Source organism: Pantoea vagans (assembly GCF_004792415.1).
Lineage (GTDB): Bacteria > Pseudomonadota > Gammaproteobacteria > Enterobacterales > Enterobacteriaceae > Pantoea > Pantoea vagans.
In genome coordinates this window covers 2,302,334-2,320,687 of the sequence record NZ_CP038853.1, presented here as the reverse complement: position 1 = coordinate 2,320,687, position 18,354 = coordinate 2,302,334, and the positions used below count along the sequence as shown (strand labels likewise).

The 18,354-nt window shown below is 56.7% G+C and carries 17 protein-coding genes; 8 read left to right on the top strand and 9 right to left on the bottom strand.

All coding sequences use genetic code 11. The features are described 5' to 3' along the window. The first annotated feature begins 249 nt into the window (after positions 1 to 249). On the top strand, positions 250 to 1,806 hold the full coding sequence (locus EGO56_RS10860; RefSeq protein ID WP_135909047.1) for a putative bifunctional diguanylate cyclase/phosphodiesterase: 1,557 nt from the start codon (positions 250 to 252) through the stop codon (positions 1,804 to 1,806). A gap of 74 nt (positions 1,807 to 1,880) precedes the next feature. Here EGO56_RS10860 and EGO56_RS10855 read toward each other — a convergent pair whose 3' ends face one another. Then, a complete protein-coding gene (locus EGO56_RS10855) occupies positions 1,881 to 2,954 on the bottom strand; it encodes a porin (RefSeq protein ID WP_033782909.1) in 1,074 nt (357 codons plus the stop codon). 926 nt (positions 2,955 to 3,880) lie between these two features. Here EGO56_RS10855 and EGO56_RS10850 point away from each other — a divergent pair. The 6 genes from EGO56_RS10850 to spy all read left to right on the top strand — a co-directional run bounded on the left by EGO56_RS10850 (position 3,881) and on the right by spy (position 10,769). Next, positions 3,881 to 5,101 carry an aspartate aminotransferase family protein gene (locus EGO56_RS10850; RefSeq protein ID WP_135909045.1) on the top strand — a complete coding sequence of 407 codons (1,221 nt, stop codon included), beginning with the start codon at positions 3,881 to 3,883 and terminating at the stop codon, positions 5,099 to 5,101. Then, a complete protein-coding gene (gene astA, locus EGO56_RS10845) occupies positions 5,098 to 6,129 on the top strand; it encodes an arginine N-succinyltransferase (protein WP_135909043.1) in 1,032 nt (343 codons plus the stop codon). Before EGO56_RS10850 ends, astA begins: the two co-directional genes overlap by 4 nt. Continuing rightward, positions 6,126 to 7,595 carry a succinylglutamate-semialdehyde dehydrogenase gene (gene astD, locus EGO56_RS10840; RefSeq protein ID WP_135909041.1) on the top strand — a complete coding sequence of 490 codons (1,470 nt, stop codon included), beginning with the start codon at positions 6,126 to 6,128 and terminating at the stop codon, positions 7,593 to 7,595. Before astA ends, astD begins: the two co-directional genes overlap by 4 nt. Next, on the top strand, positions 7,592 to 8,920 hold the full coding sequence (astB, locus tag EGO56_RS10835) for an N-succinylarginine dihydrolase (RefSeq protein WP_135909039.1): 1,329 nt from the start codon (positions 7,592 to 7,594) through the stop codon (positions 8,918 to 8,920). Before astD ends, astB begins: the two co-directional genes overlap by 4 nt. Positions 8,921 to 8,970: 50 nt before the next feature. After that, a complete protein-coding gene (gene astE, locus EGO56_RS10830; RefSeq protein ID WP_033732451.1) occupies positions 8,971 to 9,966 on the top strand; it encodes a succinylglutamate desuccinylase in 996 nt (331 codons plus the stop codon). A 308-nt stretch (positions 9,967 to 10,274) separates the two neighbouring features. Continuing rightward, a complete protein-coding gene (spy, locus tag EGO56_RS10825; protein ID WP_033732453.1) occupies positions 10,275 to 10,769 on the top strand; it encodes an ATP-independent periplasmic protein-refolding chaperone Spy in 495 nt (164 codons plus the stop codon). A gap of 73 nt (positions 10,770 to 10,842) precedes the next feature. Here spy and cho read toward each other — a convergent pair whose 3' ends face one another. From cho to EGO56_RS10800, 5 genes are all read right to left on the bottom strand, one after another. Continuing rightward, on the bottom strand, positions 10,843 to 11,703 hold the full coding sequence (cho, locus tag EGO56_RS10820; protein WP_033782915.1) for an excinuclease Cho: 861 nt from the start codon (positions 11,701 to 11,703) through the stop codon (positions 10,843 to 10,845). 67 nt (positions 11,704 to 11,770) lie between these two features. Continuing rightward, on the bottom strand, positions 11,771 to 12,661 hold the full coding sequence (yddG, locus tag EGO56_RS10815) for an aromatic amino acid DMT transporter YddG (protein WP_135909037.1): 891 nt from the start codon (positions 12,659 to 12,661) through the stop codon (positions 11,771 to 11,773). Positions 12,662 to 12,721: 60 nt separating this feature from the next. Then, positions 12,722 to 13,546 carry an ammonia-dependent NAD(+) synthetase gene (gene nadE, locus EGO56_RS10810; RefSeq protein WP_013357668.1) on the bottom strand — a complete coding sequence of 275 codons (825 nt, stop codon included), beginning with the start codon at positions 13,544 to 13,546 and terminating at the stop codon, positions 12,722 to 12,724. Positions 13,547 to 13,664: 118 nt separating this feature from the next. Then, on the bottom strand, positions 13,665 to 14,867 hold the full coding sequence (locus tag EGO56_RS10805) for a multidrug effflux MFS transporter (RefSeq protein ID WP_135909035.1): 1,203 nt from the start codon (positions 14,865 to 14,867) through the stop codon (positions 13,665 to 13,667). Next, a complete protein-coding gene (locus EGO56_RS10800) occupies positions 14,864 to 15,121 on the bottom strand; it encodes a hypothetical protein (RefSeq protein WP_135909033.1) in 258 nt (85 codons plus the stop codon). Before EGO56_RS10800 ends, EGO56_RS10805 begins: the two co-directional genes overlap by 4 nt. A gap of 49 nt (positions 15,122 to 15,170) precedes the next feature. On the opposite strand from EGO56_RS10800, the gene osmE reads away from it, so the two are divergent. Further along, complete coding sequence (osmE, locus tag EGO56_RS10795) at positions 15,171 to 15,506, top strand: osmotically-inducible lipoprotein OsmE (protein WP_010245718.1); 336 nt, start codon at positions 15,171 to 15,173, stop codon at positions 15,504 to 15,506. A 66-nt stretch (positions 15,507 to 15,572) separates the two neighbouring features. Here osmE and EGO56_RS10790 read toward each other — a convergent pair whose 3' ends face one another. From EGO56_RS10790 to EGO56_RS10780, 3 genes are all read right to left on the bottom strand, one after another. Further along, positions 15,573 to 15,962 (bottom strand): DUF6515 family protein, encoded by a 390-nt coding sequence (locus EGO56_RS10790; protein WP_135909031.1) that lies wholly within the window; start codon positions 15,960 to 15,962, stop codon positions 15,573 to 15,575. 188 nt (positions 15,963 to 16,150) lie between these two features. Then, positions 16,151 to 17,542: an L-cystine transporter gene (locus tag EGO56_RS10785; RefSeq protein WP_033732462.1), complete on the bottom strand. Its 1,392-nt coding sequence runs from the start codon at positions 17,540 to 17,542 to the stop codon at positions 16,151 to 16,153. A 151-nt stretch (positions 17,543 to 17,693) separates the two neighbouring features. Beyond that, entirely contained in the window at positions 17,694 to 18,284 is a 591-nt protein-coding gene (locus EGO56_RS10780) for a metal-dependent hydrolase (RefSeq protein ID WP_033782918.1), read from the bottom strand. Between the last annotated feature and the right edge of the window lie 70 nt (positions 18,285 to 18,354).

Here is an 18,354-nt window from a genome sequence, read left to right as displayed (position 1 = left end):
GTTAATCTGGCCGCCGCTGCCGATAGAACACTCATCGATATTGATGACGTCACCGGCACGCGCCGCGCAGAGCAGGTCTTCTGTTGTGCTGGCGCGAGGCGGGTGAGAACGCGTGATTTCTATGAGCAGAAATAGCGGAGGGGTGATTATCGTCGGCAGTTAAGCTGACAGGCTATGAGAAATACACCCCGGGTTTTTACTGATAATTAAAACAACACTCTGACACTCTCCATCACCGGGAATGAACGCATGCGCCTGAAACTTTTCTGGCTCGCAGTGCTGAATATTGCGACCATCATTTTACTCTCCATACTGTGGGAATTCGGGCTTGAGGCGCGGATTTCCAGCCTGCTGGGCCTGGGCTACGATCCCGATTTCGAAACCAGTGAGCGGGTGCGGTTTATCCTGACTGCGACGGCATTTGCCGGGCTGGCAATGATTATTCCGGCGCTGTTTATCGTGAATCTGATCCGCAAATCACTGAGTGCAGAAAAAAACGCACTCAGGCTGGCCGGCACGGATGCGCTGACCGGCGTAATGAATCGCCGATCATTCACCGCACACCTTGCTGCGCTGAATACCGGCGAGGTGCCTTATACCCTGACGCTGCTCGACATCAACGATTTCAAAAGTATTAATGACCTGAACGGTCATCGTCAGGGCGATGCCACGCTGGTTGCGCTGGCCGGGCTGCTGACCACCTCGGCGGGCACGCAGAGCCAGGTGTTTCGCATTGGTGGGGATGAGTTTGCTATCGTAACCGCGGCGTCGCAGGCTGAGCAGGCGCTGACCGCCGCGGAAAGTCTTTGTCAGCATGCGGCATCCATCCGGACCGGTCCGCATACCTTCCTCAGTCTCTCTGCAGGCATTGCCAGTTCAGCCTGCACCGGGCAGGCCGATGTGGTGCGGGCGGCGGATCTGGCGCTGTACGAAGCTAAACAGAACACGCGTTCTCATCTGGCGCGATTCACACCAGACATGGAGCTGCGCTTTCGCCAGCGGGAAAGGCTGGAGCAGGAGGTCGTTGCTGCCGTCAGCGGCCACGCCATCGTTCCCTTTCTGCAGCCGCTGGTGTCGCTGCGAAGCGGAAACATTACCGGCTTTGAAATACTGGCACGCTGGATCACCGCGTCGGGGCAGACGGTTTCACCCGCTGAGTTTCTGCCGGTGGTGGAACGGCTGGGGCTGATGGACAGCATGACCGTGGCGCTGCTGCAGGATGCGGTCAGTGCAACACGGGCATGGCCTGCCGGGCTCTGCCTGTCGCTGAACATTACCCCGGAGCAGCTGCTGAGACCGTCGCTGACCACCTGTCTGTCCCGCATCATGCAGCATGCCGGACCGGTCATGCTGGAACTGGAGATCACGGAACAGAACGTCATGGCTATCTCTGATGATGCCCGCGAGGCGATCCGCCTGCTGAAAGAGGCCGGTATCGGCGTGGTACTGGACGATTTCGGCACTGGCTATTCCAACCTTTCCGTATTGCTGGGTCTGGGCATTACCAAAATCAAAATTGATCAGACGTTTATTGCCGGAATTGTGACCGGGTCGGAGCAGCGTAAAGTCGTGGAAACGCTGCTGGCGCTCTGTCAGGGGCTGAATGTGGTGATTACGGCAGAGGGCATCGAGGATGTCGCCACGCTGCGGTGGCTGAGAAAACGCGGCTGTGATTATGGTCAGGGGTATCTTTTCAGCCGTCCGGTGCCTGCCGGGCAGGCAACCACGCTGCTGGCATCGGCCAACGTGGAAGAGCTGATGCAGGAAGAGGCTGTGGCGGTTAACTTAGTCAGGGCGCTGGGCTAAACCGGCGTGAGAACGGATTATGTCTGGTGAGTCAGTAAACAGGCCCGGCAGGAAGCACCGGGCCTGCTGTCTCATCAGAACTGGTAAATCAGACCCAGCGCGGTGATGTCGTCGGTCGCCAGACCGAGCGGGTTGTTATCTTTCAACAGGTTGATGCGGTATTCACCATAGACCGACATGTTCTTGTTGAAGTAGTAGGTGGCACCCACGGCGGTGTACTTAATAATGTCGGCATCGCCGATATTTTCAATTTCTTTGCCCTTCGATGAGACGTAACCCACGGATGGACGGAAGCCGTTCAGGAACTGATACTGCGCCACGGCTTCAAAGTTTTGCGCTTTGTTGGCGAAGCCGCCGCTGATCGGCGTGGCGTTCAGCGTTTCGCCGTACATTGCGGCCAGATAAACCTGGTTCGCATCATATTTAACTGAGGTTGCCCAGTGCTGGGCTTTTTCGCCTTCACCGCGTGCGGCTGCGTTCTGCGCCGTGGTGCGATCCAGGCTGGCAAACGCGCCAGCGAAGCTCAGGCCGAAATCGAAGTCATAAGACGCGGAGAGGGCAAAACCATCGCCATTCGAACGACGCACGCCGTCGATGTTACTGCTGCGGTCGTTTTTACCCTGATACTGTGCAGCAAGGTTTAACCCGTCTACCAGACCAAAGAAATCACTGTTACGCCAGGTCAGCACGCCGGTTGAGCGGCCAGAGAGGAAGGCGTCGGTATAACCGGAATCGCCGCCGAAGAACGGCAGCATATCGGTGTAACTCAGCGCGTCATAGACCAGGCCATAGTTACGTCCGTAATCCAGCGCACCGGCCTTACCAAATTTCAGGCCAGCATAGCCCAGACGGGTACGGTTGGTGGCCTGTGCGTCACTGCCTTCAGAGTTGTGAAGGCTGTACTGATACTGCCAGAAGCCATAACCGGTGAGCTGATCGGTAATCTTCGTCTCGCCCTTGAAACCAAAACGGGCATAAGAAGAGGTATCACCGTTGTTGTTATCGTCGTCGGAAAAAAGGTGTGACACGTTAATCTTGCCGACCAGGTCCAGCTTATTGCCATCCTTGTTATAAATTTCTGCGGCCTGTGCGGAAGAAAGACCGATCAGTAACGGCATAATAGCCGTCAGTAAAGTGCGCTTCATCATTTAATTATTACCCTGTATTCATTAATTATTATTCCCCTGTTTCGGGGTGAAATGAAAATGACACAAAAAGTTAAAATTACAAAGCGTAATAAAAGTAACAAAATGTGATGTCTATATTCAGCTAATGAATAACAGCGGGGGACAGAAGATTAAATGACAAGGTAATAAGATTTTCTTCTAATAAAACCTTAAGGGGCATGGTGTGAAATTACATTATAATCAATAAATTAGTTAAAAAAACACACTATAATCCATAAGTTAACTGTATATAATTGAATCACGTCACTCTCTGTATTCATTATAGTGAGTTTTATGAAAGTGATAATTCCACAAGGATTACCTTCTAATCATTAGTCTGCATATTAATATCTGTTCATCTTGTCAGAAATATTATTTCCCGCCCGATAATCACGACAGAAATAATCTGCACGACACTGATTAAAGTGCCATCACATTGCTCATTAATTAATCGATAAAAGATGGGAAAATTAATCCGCCCGACGTGATAAATGAAAATAGTTTGTTAAGTTTTGCTTTTTAGCGCTCTTAGTTCAGGCAAAATCCGGCGACCACCGCTGCACCAGTGAGAGGCAAACTGCGCTAAAACAGGGCAGGAAATGGGTTTTTATGGAGAGATAATTTATCAGCGATCACAAAAGCGATATTTCATCCCGCGAATGCATAATTCTGCTGTTTAAAACCCGGCTTTGCCGCTGCAATCAGACAATTATTCACTATATATGCAAATTAAGTGAATATTGTCAGTGTGTAACCCATTGATATTCCGTTGTGAAGACCATTTTATGCATTTATTCTCTGGCTGGCACGTTAACTGCACTCTACAGTAGGGCTGCACTACAACATCCTTTAACAATTTTAAAACATAAGCTTTACCTGGCCGGTAAAGTAAAGCAGGAGAGTGGGTTATGGCACTGCACGTTTCACGTCACGATTTCGATCAATGGATGATGCCGGTTTATGCACCTGCGACCTTTATACCGGTTCGCGCAGAAGGCTCCACCGTCTGGGATCAAAACGGTAAAGATTACATCGATTTTGCCGGTGGCATCGCTGTTAATGCGTTAGGGCATGCGCATCCGGCATTGCAGCAGGCGTTGCAGGAACAGGCCGCACGGTTATGGCACACCGGTAATGGCTACACTAACGAACCGATCCTGCGTCTGGCGAAGCAGTTGATCGACGCCACCTTCGCTGACCGGGTGTTCTTCTGTAACTCCGGGGCGGAAGCGAACGAAGCGGCGCTGAAGCTGGCCCGTAAAGTGGCACATGACCGTGTCGGCCCGCATAAAAGTGGTATCGTGGCGTTTAAGAATGCGTTTCACGGGCGCACCCTGTTTACCGTGTCAGCCGGTGGTCAGCCCGCCTATTCAAAAGATTTTGCGCCGTTGCCGCCTGAGATCCAGCATGCGCCGTTTAACGATCTGGCTGCAGCCGCTGAACTGATTAATGACCATACCTGCGCCGTCATTGTTGAACCGATCCAGGGTGAGGGCGGCGTGCTGCCTGCCGATCCGGCGTTCCTGCGTGGACTGCGTGAACTCTGTGATAAGCATCAGGCCGTGCTGATTTTTGATGAGGTGCAGAGCGGCGTGGGTCGTACCGGTTCGCTCTACGCCTATATGCATTATGGCGTCACGCCGGATGTCCTCACCAGCGCCAAAGCGTTGGGCGGCGGCTTCCCGATAGGGGCGATGCTGACCCGCGACGATTTGGCGCGGGTGATGGGCGTCGGTACCCATGGCACCACCTATGGCGGCAATCCGCTGGCGGGCGCGGTCGCCGGTAAAGTGATGGAGCTGATCAACCAGCCTGACATGATGGCGGGTGTCACGCAGCGTCACGAGTGGATTGTCGCGGCCCTGGATGAGATCAATCAGCGCCTGCATCTGTTTAAAGAGGTGCGCGGTCTGGGTCTGCTGATTGGCGCGGTGCTCAGCGATGACTTTGCCGGTAAAGCCAAAGAGATCAATCTGGCCGCCGCTGAGATGGGCGTGATGGTGCTGATTGCCGGGGCTAACGTGGTCCGTTTTGCCCCCGCGCTGAATATCAGTGAGCAGGAAGTGAAGCTCGGCATGGCACGCTTTGCTGAGGTATGTGAACGCCTGGTTCGAGGGTCCGCATCATGATGGTAATCCGTCCGGTTGAACGCGATGATTTAAGCCAGCTGATGGCGCTGGCCGGTAAAACCGGCGGCGGGCTGACCTCGCTGCCCGTTGATAGCGCCACGTTACAGGCGCGTATCGATCGATCGCTGCAGACCTGGGAGGATACGCTGCCGCGCGCAGAGCAGGGCTATGTCTTCGTGCTGGCGGACAGTGAAGATAACCGCGCCGTGGGCATCTGTGCCATTGAGGTGGCGGTCGGCCTGCAGGATCCCTGGTACAACTTTCGCGTCGGCACCCAGGTGCACGCTTCGAAAGAGCTGAATGTTTATGCCGCGCTGCCCACCCTGTCGCTGAGTAACGATCACACCGGCAGCAGTGAGCTCTGCACGCTGTTTCTCGATCCCGATTACCGTGACGGCAAAAACGGCTATCTGCTGTCGAAGTCCCGCTTCCTGTTTATGGCCAGTTTCCGTGAACGCTTCACCAACCGGGTGGTGGCTGAGATGCGTGGCGTCAGCGATGAGCAGGGCCATTCGCCGTTCTGGGAGAGCGTCGGCAGCCGTTTCTTCTCAATGGAGTTCAGTAAGGCCGATTTCCTCAGCGGCACCGGCCAGAAGTCCTTTATCGCGGAGCTGATGCCGAAGCATCCACTCTATATCGACTACCTGACGCCAGAGGCGCAGGCCGTCATCGGACAGGTGCATCCACACACCGCACCGGCCCGTGCCGTGCTGGAGGCAGAGGGCTTCCGCTACCTTAACTATGTCGACATTTTTGATGGCGGCCCGACGCTGGAGTGCGATATCGACCACATTCGCGCCGTACGCAAAAGCCGTCTGCGCAGCGCAGAGCCAGGCGAAAATCCGGCTGATGCGCCGCTCTGCCTGGTTGCCAATAACCATTACTGCCAGTTCCGTGTGGCGCTGATCCCGGCCCATGCCGACAGCGACAGCGTGCAACTCACGGATGAACAGATGCGGGCGCTTCACTGCCAGCCGGGCGACAGCCTGCGCGTGGTGACGCTCTGCAAAGAGGAGAAAACAGCATGACGCACCTGATAAAGGGAGAATGGCTGAGCGGCGACGCGGAGATCCTGACCAAAGCGGATCCGGTCAGCGGCGAGACGCTATGGCAGGGCCAGGCGGCATCGGCCGCACAGGTCACGGCGGCCTGTGACGCGGCGCGCGCCGCCTTTCCGGCCTGGGCCAGACGCCCGCTGGCGGAACGGCAGGCGATCATTGAGAAATTTGCCGCCGGGCTTGAAGCGCACAAAACAGACATGGCAGAAACCATCGCCCGCGAAACCGGCAAGCCGCGCTGGGAAGCGCTGACTGAAGTCGGCGCGATGATCAATAAAATCGGCTTTTCGGTGAAGGCGTACCATAGCCGCACCGGTGAGCAGCATGAAGGCGAAAGCTCGCTGCGCCATCGTCCGCACGGGGTGCTGGCGGTATTTGGTCCCTATAACTTCCCCGGTCATCTGCCAAACGGGCATATCGTTCCGGCGCTGCTGGCGGGCAACTGCGTGGTCTTTAAACCCAGTGAACTGACGCCGCTGACCGCCGAGAAAACGGTTGAGATCTGGCTGGCCGCGGGCCTGCCAGCTGGCGTGCTGGCGCTGTTACAGGGCGGACGTGAAACCGGTCAGGCGCTGGCCACCTGTAGTCAGATTGATGGCCTGCTATTTACCGGCAGCGCCCATACCGGCTATCAGCTGCATCGCCAGTTTGCCGGTCAGCCTGAGAAGATGCTGGCGCTGGAGATGGGCGGCAATAACGCTCTGATTGTAGAAGACCCTGCTGACCTGGATGCGGCCGTCAACATCACGTTGCAGTCCGCCTTTATTACTGCCGGTCAGCGCTGCACCTGCGCCCGGCGTCTGCTGGTTAAACGTGGCGAGGCGGGTGATGCGTTCCTGCAGCGGCTGGCTGAGGTGGCGGGGCGACTGCAACCGGCCGCCTGGAATGCTGAGCCGCAACCCTTTATGGGCAGTGTGATCTCTACCGGCGCGGCAGAGAAGATTATGGGTGAGTGGCAACGTCGGGTGGAGGCGGGTGGCGAAGTGCTGCTGGTGATGCGCTGGCCGGATCGCCACAGCGCCATACTGACGCCAGGCATTATCGATTTAACTGGTGTGCAGGGCATCCCGGATGAAGAGGTCTTTGGCCCGCTGCTGGGCGTCGTCCGCTATGACACCTTTGATGAGGCGATTACGCTGGCGAACCAGACCCGTTACGGCCTGTCGTGCGGATTAATCTCGCCTTCGCGCCAGCAGTTCGATCAGCTGCTGCTGGAAGCGCGTGCCGGTATCGTCAACTGGAACAAACCGCTGACGGGCGCAGCCAGTACGGCACCGTTTGGCGGCATTGGGGCGTCGGGCAACCATCGTGCCAGCGCCTGGTATGCGGCGGATTACTGCGCCTGGCCGATGGCCTCACTGGAGACGCCGGACCTGACGCTGCCCGCTACGCTGTCGCCGGGCCTGGATTTCTCCGCGCCGGAGAAAACATCATGAAGGCAACTGAAGCCAACTTTGATGGACTGGTGGGATTAACGCACCACTATGCCGGGCTGTCGTTTGGTAATGAAGCCTCAACCCGCAACCAGCTGCAGCCCTCGAATCCCCGTCTGGCGGCAAAGCAGGGGCTGCTGAAGATGAAAGCGCTGGCCGATATGGGCTACGTGCAGGGCGTGATCCCGCCACATGAGCGGCCCAATATTGCGGCGCTGCGTCAGCTCGGATTCAGCGGCAGCGATGAGCAGGTGCTGGCGGCAGCCGGGAAAACTGCGCCGGGATTACTCTCCGCCTGCAGCTCAGCGTCGGCGATGTGGGTCGCCAATGCCGCTACGGTTTCGCCGTCCGCGGACAGCCTGGATGGCCGGGTTCACCTGACGGTGGCAAACCTTAACAACAAATTCCACCGGGCGATGGAAGCGCCGGAAACCGCCTGGCTGCTGCGTTCCATCTTCCGCGACGATCGCCATTTTGCGGTGCACGATGCGCTACCGCAAGTGGCGATGTTTGGTGACGAAGGGGCGGCTAACCACAACCGGCTCGGCGGCGCCTATGGCGAGCGCGGCGTGCAGCTGTTTGTCTATGGCCGCGACAGCAGCCATGAGGGCAACGCTCCGCAGCGTTATCCGGCGCGACAGACCCGTGAGGCCAGCGAGGCGGTGGCCCGTCTGCATCAGCTTTCGCCCGAAAGCGTGCTGTTCGCACAGCAGAATCCTGCGGTGATCGATCAGGGCGTGTTTCATAACGATGTGATTGCGGTCAGCAACCAGCAGATGCTGTTCTGTCATCAGCACGCCTTTGTTAATCAGCCTGAGCTGCTGGCGCAGCTTCGGGCGCGCGTGCCCGGCTTTGTGGCACTGGAAGTACCAGCAGATCGGGTCTCGGTAAAAGAGGCGGTAGAGACCTATCTGTTTAACAGCCAGCTGCTTAGCCGTCCTGACGGCAGCATGATGCTGGTGCTGCCGGAAGAGTCACGTCAGCATCCGGGTGTCTGGCGCTATCTGTGCGAACAGGTCGAAGGTGACACGCCACTGAAAGCCCTGAAGGTGTTTGATCTGCGCGAAAGCATGTATAACGGGGGAGGCCCGGCCTGCCTGCGTTTGCGGGTGGTGCTGACGCCTCAGGAGCAGCAGGCAGTCAATCCGGCGGTGCTGATGAACGACAGGCTCTTCAATACGCTGAATCACTGGGTTGACCGTCACTACCGCGATCGCCTGACCCAGGCCGACCTGGTCGACCCGCAGTTGCTGCGTGAGGGACGTGACGCGCTGGATGAACTGACGAAGCTGCTAGACTTAGGAAATGTATATGCATTTCAGCAGTGAAGGAGGGGGCAGCTCAGGCTGCCGCCTGCTCAGGGCGAAAAGGAGGAACGATGCAGGACTTTTTACAGCAAACGCTCTCCGGCGAAGTACCGCGTAAGCGTAGTGGTGAAACGGCGCATCTTCGCTGGCAGTGGTTGTATCACGGCATACTGTTAATGGAGCCAACGGTGCCGGTTAAACAGGCGCTGGTGCTTTCCGCCGGGATCCACGGTAATGAAACCGCCCCGGTTGAAATCGTGAACCAGCTGATTAATCCCCTGCTGCGCGGCGAAAAACCGCTGCAGCAGCGCATGCTGGTGATTCTGGGTAACCCATCAGCGTTGCGGGCCGGCAAGCGCTATGTGCGCTATGACATCAACCGGCTGTTTGGCGGACGCTGGCAGCAGATTGACGATGGCGATGAGGCCCGCCGCGTGCTGCGGCTGGAGCAGACGCTGGAAACGTTCTGGCAGCTGGGCGAGTGCGATGAGACGCGCTGGCATCTCGACATGCACACGGCGATTCGCGGCTCTTACCATCCTCAGTTCGGCGTGATGCCGCATAACGAGCGCCCCTGGCCGCCCGGATTTCTCGACTGGCTGGCCGCAGCCGGTCTGGAAGCGCTGGTATTTCATCGTGCGCCGGGCGGCACCTTTACTCATTTCAGCTGCGAGCACTTCGGTGCGGCCAGCTGCACCCTGGAGCTGGGCAAAGCGTTGCCGTTTGGCGAGAACGATCTCAGTCAGTTCAGTGCGGCACAGCAGGCGCTGGCATCATTACTCTATGGTGAAGCCATGCCCGTCACTACGGTTAAGCCGCGCCATTATCGGGTCGCGCAGCAGATCACCCGGCTGAGTGAGCACTTTACGCTGCATATGTCACCGGAAACGCTGAACTTTACCGCCTTTCCACAGGGGACGTTGCTGGCGGAAGATGGCAACACCCGCTATTACGTGCAGCAGGCACGGGAATATGTGCTGTTCCCGAACCCCAACGTAGCAGCCGGGTTGCGTGCCGGGCTGATGCTGATAGAAGAGGGCGAACAGACCCAGGCATTGCCGGTCTGAGGCCTGAAGTTACCGGCGCCGCTCATCGGTGCTAAAAAATCGGCAGGAAAAGCGGGTGAGAGCCTTCCGCTTTCCTGTCGTAACCATTACACTCCTCCATGATTTCTGCGAAATTCGCTGTAAATTCATAAACGTTTTCAATTCCTCACGCCTTTCTTCTTATTCTCTTCATGATTGCCCGATTTTTATCTTTTATGCTTTCACGGCTTTACTCAGGCTCTGAGTAGTTGACGTTCAGCGTCGTATGCTTGTTTCCGAAGACGCGACAGAGTGCTGTCGTCATTATCATGAATTATAAGGACACGATTATGCGCAAACTGACTTCCCTTTTACTGGCTTCTTCGCTGGCGTTTGGTGCAGCCACCGCCGTCCATGCAGCAGCAGATAACCTGACTCCACCGCCAGCAGGCAGCGAAAAAGCGATGCACAAACCGCCAATGCGTCACGGCCCGGAGATGATGTTTAAAGGTCTGAACCTGACCGACGCGCAGAAAACGCAGATGCGCGACATCATGAAAGAGAGCCACAAAGATATGCAGCGTCCGTCGCTGGATGAGCGTCGCGCAGCCCACAGCATCATTGCCTCTGACAGCTTTGATCAGAGCAAAGCAGAAGCGCAGGCAGAAAAAATGTCCGCCAATGCGAAAGAGCATGCGCTGAAGATGCTGGAAACGCAGAACAAGCTCTATAACGTGCTGACGCCGGAGCAGAAAAAACAGTACAACGCGAACTTTGAAAAGCGTCTGACTGAGAAAGGCCCGCATGAAGGAAAAATGGCACCGCCAGCAGAACCGGCTGAATAACCTTAATTAAGCCAATGGCCTGAGACCGCCGACGCTGTCCACTGAAAATAGTGGACAGCATCGGCGGTTTTTTTTATAGCGGAAGAATAGGGTAGGCACCCGACAGAATCGGGCGGCAGAGAATTTTGTAGCCGTCGTGGTCAAAACCGCCTTTGGGTCGCTGCAGTTTTCTGGCTTCATCCATGCTGCTGACCGAACCGAGATAGAACCAGTGGTCGATGACGTGGATCTGCGTCATCTCTTTGCCTTCCTCCACCAGACCTACGGCACCCTGCCACGGCCAGCAAAAGACCCGGACATTTTCCAGCGCTTCCAGCAGACGATCCTGATGATCGCTGACCGGCTCTTTACCGCAGCAGGCACCGGCGCAGCGGCGCAGTGCTGAACGGAAGCAGCCTCGTCCCGCACTCAGCGCCTCCAGACCCAGCAGGCCATGACAGAGCTGATACTCATCCGCAAGCTGCTTCAGTCGTTCAAGGGCGGCAAAGCGACTGCGATAGAGACCAAACAGGTTGGGAGACTGGCTGAAATCGAGATCTTTTGCGTAAACCACATTGGGTTTGCCATCGGTAATCTGCAGCGAACAGAGCTGCCGGTTTTTGCGCAGTCGCTTATTAAACAGTGGCTGCTGGGTTTTGATCATCTGCGCTTCCAGCAGCAAGGCGCCAAGATCGCCTGCGGTAGGGATCCAGCTGACTCGCCGCGACTGACGCAGCATTTTCGCCTCATCAGGGGTGCGAAAATGGGACATCACCCGCGAACGCAGATTGACGCTTTTACCGATATAGAGCGGTAGCGACTCACTTTCGCCGTGAAAGGTATAAACGCCAGGGTGATTCGGCAGACCTTCCAGCCATTCACGCAGGTGTTCAGGATATTGATAAATTGTATTCGCGTCAGGTTCGGGGCGAAGAATGGCAGCACGTCTGGCCAAAATGGACTCCACTTACTGGTTGTCCATACAGCATAACAGGCAGGCGAAATGATCGCCAGCCGTCTGGTTAAAGACGCCGTGTTGCCAGCCAGCAGATCAGCGAACCCAGCGTAATCATCGCGACCCCCTGCCAGAAGGCCAGCGGCGGCGTCAGGCCAAGCCATAGCGACCCCAGCAGGGCCGACAGCACCGGCGTAAAGTAGGAGGCAGTGGCCAGCAGCGTCAGATTGCCCTGCTGAATCCCGTGGTTCCAGGCGGAGTAGGCGATGGCGGTAGAGAGGCCGACAAACAGCACCTCCAGCAGCGGGACCAACGCAAAGGTCATCGGCGCAGAACGATCGCTGATGGCATATTTGATCCACAGCGCCAGCGCGGTCAGGATAAAAAACAGCGTAACGCCGTTCGAACCCCGGGCAAAGCGGCGGGTAACGTTGTTGTAGAGCGCCCAGGTCAGGGCGGCGATAAAGGCGAGTGCATAGGCGACAGGATTGCGCAGCATGTTCTGCCATAGCAGCGCAGGCGAGCCGCTGCCGCTGCCTTTCATCACCCAGACGATCCCCAGCAGCGACAGCAGCAGTCCGGGCCAGAGCCAGACGCGGAAACGTTGCTGATTAAATGGAATAGCCAGCACGATGGTGAGGCAGGGCCAGAGATAGTTAATCATCCCCAGCTCCAGCGACTGACTGCGATCGCTGGCCAGCCCGATAGCCAGCGCCAGAGAGATTTCATAGCCCACGAAGAGGATGCCGCCCAGCCATAAATAGATTGCAGGCATTGCGCCGGGCTTTGGCAGGCCGCGCGTCAGGCAGAGCAGCATGGCGGTGGTGCTGTAGATCAGCGCCGCGCCGCCGGTAGCACCAAAGGCTTCACTGACGCTGCGCAGCAGGCCGACGGTGGTGCTCCAGAGCAGAATGGCGATAAGCCCGATAAGGGTGGCGCGCGAAACGGTGGCAGGCATACAGCGATCAACAAGGTGAGTGAGAGAAGCCTCCCTTGCCAGGGCAAAGGAGGCGCGGGATTACTTCCAGAAGTCGTCGAATACCGTGATCGGCGGGCGACGTTTGTGCTCGGTTTTCAGATACCAGCCTTCGATGATGCGGGCGTTATCAGGATTGATGGTTTTCCCTTCCAGATAATCATCGATCATCTCGTAGGTAACACCCAGCGCCACTTCATCCTGCAGGCCGGGACGATCATCTTCCAGATCGGCAGTCGGCTTCTTCAGGTAGAGATGTTCCGGGCAGCCAAGATGCTTCAGCAACTGTTTGCCCTGACGCTTGTTCAGGCGGAACAGCGGGTTGATGTCAGTGCCGCCATCGCCATACTTGGTGAAGAATCCGGTGACCGCTTCCGCCGCGTGATCGGTGCCAACCACTACCCCTTTGGTCATGCCGGCAATGCTGTATTGCGCTTTCATTCGCTCGCGCGCTTTTTCGTTGCCGCGCACGAAGTCAGAAAGCGTGATACCTGCGTCTTTCAGCGCGCGCTCACTGGCGAGCACTGACTCTTTGATATTGACCACCAGCGAACGGTCAGGCTTGATAAAAGCCAGCGCGTCCTGACAATCCTGCTCATCCGCCTGCACACCATAGGGCAGACGCACGGCAATGAAGGTATAGTCGTTGTCACCGCTCTCCTGACGCAACTCGCTGATCGCCGTTTGCGCCAGCTTACCCGCCAGCGTTGAATCCTGACCGCCGCTGATCCCCAGCACCAGCGTTTTCAGTCCGCTGTGACGTTTCAGGTAGGCTTTCAGAAAATCGACGCTGACGCGCACTTCCTGGTCGGCGTCGATAGCGGGTTTCACACCCAGTGCTTCAATAATTTCCTGCTGCAGTGACATGAACTTCTCCTCAGGTCAGTGGCCTGTCGGCTCGATGCGAACGTTTTAATAAAGCTAACGTGCCTTCGCCAAAACAACAAGCTTAAGCGGCAACTGATTGCGGCTTAACGTTGCGAAATCAGTGAGTTTTTACCTGCGGCAGCGGTTTTTTCGCCAGCACGCTGAACATCAGAATTGCCATCATAAAGCAGCCGAAAATGGTGGCACACATGCTCAGTACCGAGGTGCCGCCGATGCCGGTGATCGGCACGGTAATCGCGCCCAGCGTGAACATGGTGACGCCAATCACCGCAGAGGCGCTGCCCGCGCGGTGGCCCTGACTCTGCATCGCCAGTGATGAGGCGGTGGTAGCGATCACGCCATTACTGGCGATGGTAAAGAACAGTGCGACCAGCAGCAGTGCCAGCGGTGCATGGAGCAGCGCAGTCAGCAGCAGCAGGCTGGAGGCGACAAAGGCCAGCGTCAGCCCGCCTTTCAGCACCCGATACTCGCCCCAAAGCGGACAGAGACGGGCGCTGGTCTGCGAGGCAATGATCAGACCAAAACCGTTGGCCGCAAAGCAGAAGCTGAAGGCCTGAGGCGACAGGCCATAAATCTGCTGCAGCACAAACGGTGAGGCACCGATATAGGCGAACATCCCGGACATCATAAAGCCCTGCGTCAGGCAGAAGCCCATAAAGGGGCGATGGGTTATCACCTGACCCAGCGCGGCGTAAGCGGAGAAAATCGATCCTTTACTGCGCCGTTCGTCTGGCAGCGTTTCATGCAGCTTCCAGCGTGCCAGCAGGATCAGCAGAATGGCAATGCCGCCCAGCACCATAAAGATGCCGCGCCAGTTGACTATCGTCATCAGCACACCCCCCAGTACCGGTGCACCAATCGGCGCCAGACCGTTGACCAGCATCAGCAGCGCGAAGAAGCGCGTCAGCTCATGACCGCTATACATGTCACGCGCAATCGCCCGTGACAGCACTGCACCACCTGCACCAGCCAGTCCCTCGAACAGTCGTGCCAGCAGCAGCTGATTAATATCCTGCGCCAGCGCACAGCCCATTGAGGCGATAAACAGCAGCACCAGTGACAGGGTCAGCGGGCGCAGGCGACCAAACTTATCGCTCATCGGGCCAAACAGCAGCTGGCCAACGCCCAGACCCAGCAGACCGGCGGTCAGACTCAGCTGCGCGGTTGCGGTTTCAGTGTGCAGATCCTGCGCCATTTGTGGCAGTGCGGGCAGATAGAGGTCAATGCAGAGCGGACCCAGTGCGGCCAGCAGGCCGAGCGTAATGGCGTAAACCAGGCGGTTAGAATGTACAGGGGTCATTTATCCTCGGAGTCGTCAGCGGTGGGGTGAACAGAAAGCGGGCAAGGCAGTAAATTGCAGAGACCCGTAACGCCGCTATCACACTGATCAACGCCCTCACTGATGATGGCCGATGGGTCTGAAAACGAATCGTTACAGGGTGTCTGTTTTGCGGGGAAGTATACGTCTGCGTTGACAGCAAAACAGCCTTCTTTACGATATCCTGACATTTGCCATGCCATGAATTGTTGCTCATAAACTTGATAAATCAGCATTTATGTTCCAGGCTTGTTTCCACATGGACAATCAATGAGGAACAACAAGATGAATAAAGTGATGGGATGTATCGCTGCGGCGCTGACGCTGGCTGCACTGTCTGGTTGTACGACTTACGATCGTGCTGAAAGCTACGTGACTAAGCCAGTCGTTAAGGATGTTAAAAAAGGTATGACCCGCGATCAGGTTCGTCAGATCGCCGGTACGCCGTCTACTGAAATCACCATGGTTCACGCGCGCGGCACCTGCCAGACTTACGTACTGGGTCAGCGCGACGGTAAAGCACAGACTTACTTCGTGAGCTATAACGACACTGGCCGTGTGATGAACTACGGCTTCCAGAGCTGTGCGGAATATGACACCGATCCGCAGGTTCAGCAGTAATACGTAGCACTCCTGAATAGCAAACGGCCCGTCGTCATGACGGGCCGTTTTTCGTTGTGGCGCGGACTACAATCCCGCCGGACGCGGCACCTCAACATAATCGCCGTCTATCTGCCGCTGGTAGTAGTGGCCGTCCTGCACATAGAAACGTTTACCATTAAAGTCGAGTACCCGCATTTCACTGCTGACCCGCGACTCTGCTGGCGGCTCAACCACCACATACTCTTCGCCATGACGCTGATAATAACTGCCGTTCAGCAGGTAGTAGGTCAGTCCGCCAATCAGCACCGCGGTAGCGGCTTCAGGTAAAAAACGCACTGGCCCAGGACCGCCCCAGTGGGGGCCGGGTCCGCCATGTCGGCCCCATCCACCCGGGCCCCAGTCGCCAGGGTGGGCGAAAGCCAGCGTGGGCGTCAACAGCGCCAGCGTCAGAAGCGAGGCAATAATTTTTTTCATCGGATGTCCTCCTCATAAGACTGGATGCAGAATTCGCTTTTTACCGGGTAAAGACAAGCACTAAAGCGGCGATTTTTCGCCTGTTTACCATGCTTAACGCTTTCTTAACGGCGTCGCCATCAATGAGGAGGATTATGGAGAGGAAGGGCGGAAATAACCTGGCGCGGGCGCGCCAGGTTTACAGCAGATTAACGGTGCGCCAGCTCGGCGTTGTCGTCACTTTCCAGTACGCGTTTATCGGTCAGACCTAACCAGCGGCTGGTCAGAGAACCGGCGGTCATCGAACCATTGACGTTCAGTGCCGTACGACCCATATCAATCAGCGGCTCAATGGAGATCAGCAGCGCCACCAGGGTAACAGGCAGGCCCATCGCAGGCAGAACAATCAGGGCGGCAAAGGTGGCACCGCCGCCGACACCCGCCACACCTGCAGAGCTCAGCGTGACGATCCCGACCAGGGTTGCAATCCACAACGGGTCAAACGGGTTGATCCCGACGGTTGGCGCAACCATCACGGCCAGCATGGTCGGATAGAGACCGGCACAGCCGTTCTGGCCGATGGTGGCACCAAAGGATGCCGCGAAGCTGGCAATCGACTCCGGCACGCCAAGACGACGGGTCTGCGTCTCTACGCTCAGCGGAATGCTCGCTGCGCTGGAGCGGCTGGTGAAGGCGAAGGTGATCACCGGCCACACTTTACGGAAGAAGCGCAGCGGGTTGATGCCATTCACCGACAGCAGCAGGGCATGGACACCGAACATGATGGCCAGACCGAGGTAAGAGGCGACCACAAAGCTGCCCAGCTTGATGATGTCCTGCAGGTTTGAACCGGCAACCACTTTGGTCATCAGCGCCAGCACACCGTAGGGCGTCAGTTTCATCACTAAACGCACCAGCTTCATAACCCACGACTGCAGCGTGTCGATGGCGACCAGCACGCGCTGACCTTTCACTTCATCATCTTTCAGCAACTGCAGGGCAGCCACACCCAGGAAGGCGGCAAAGATGACGACGCTGATAATCGAAGTTGGATTAGCGCCGGTCAGATCGGCAAACGGGTTTTTCGGGATAAAGGAGAGCACCAGCTGTGGCACGCTCAGGTCAGAGACTTTGCCAACATAGTTGCTCTGGATCGCACTCAGACGCGCGGTTTCCTGCACACCCTGTACCAGACCTTCCGCGCTCAGTCCAAACAGGCCGGTGACGAAGACGCCGACCAGCGCGGAAATCGCGGTAGTAAACAGCAGTACGCCAATGGTCAGTACGCTGATTTTCCCCAGCGACGAGGCGTTATGCAGACGGGCCACCGCACTCAGAATAGAAACGAACACCAGCGGCATCACCACCATCTGCAGCAACTGGACATAGCCATTACCGACGATGTTAAACCAGCTGATAGACTCTTTTACCACTGCGCTGTTTTCGCCGTAGATCAACTGCAAAACCAGGCCGAACAGCACGCCGATCACCAGACCGGTCAGCACTTTTTTCGACAGGCTCCAGTTCTGACGGCTGAAGCGGGAGAGCAATACCAGCAGCACCACAAAGGCCACGATATTGAGCGTAAGAGGAAGGTCCATACTGAAACTCCAGAGTAATGCGGCCTTCCCACCCGGGAAAGCCGCATAATGTTAATCACGAATTAAGACAGCGGGAATGGTAACAGCAGGCGGAGAGGGTGCCTTATATCCAAATGGCATGGTTTATAACTTAATGGCGTTTTGTGCGGATTTATTGCGCAGTATGACTGGAAATTAACCGTCCGACGCCATTTTGTAGCGTATCAAACAGCTGAGCCGGCCAGCCGTTTGCACCAAAAGATGGCATGCCGACCGGGAACCACAGCGCATAGCCTACCAGTCCCAGACATAATGCCCGCTCAAGCTGATTTCCTTTCTGACTGCGCAGAATCGGCAGACGGAAGCGCCAGCGGCAGGGCCACAGCAACGGAACCCCGGCGGGCGTCAGCATATCGGCCACAATATGACTGAGGTAGCCCAGCGTCAGACCCTGCAGTACGTCTGCCGGTATCGGCGACGACTGGGGCAGGTTTATCTGAAAAAGCCATAAACCGGCCGCCACTGCCAGCAGACTATGGGTAAAGCCCCGATGGCCAAACGCGCGCGCAATAGGATGAGAAAGCCAGCGTAGTCGCTGTCCCAGCAGAGATTTGGGGTGATCGATATCGGGCAGGAGGCATGTCAGCAGGGCTGAAGGAACGAGATGCCACCAGTCGGCCTGCGCCAGTACGGGTGTCAGCTCAGCACGTTTGGCAAAAATAGCGCTGGCAATGGCAAAAATGATGTGGCCTTCGCCCGTCATGATAGAACCTGGTTGCAAAGAAAGCTGTCGATGCATCCAGTATAGGGATTTATCCAGTAAATGAGAACAT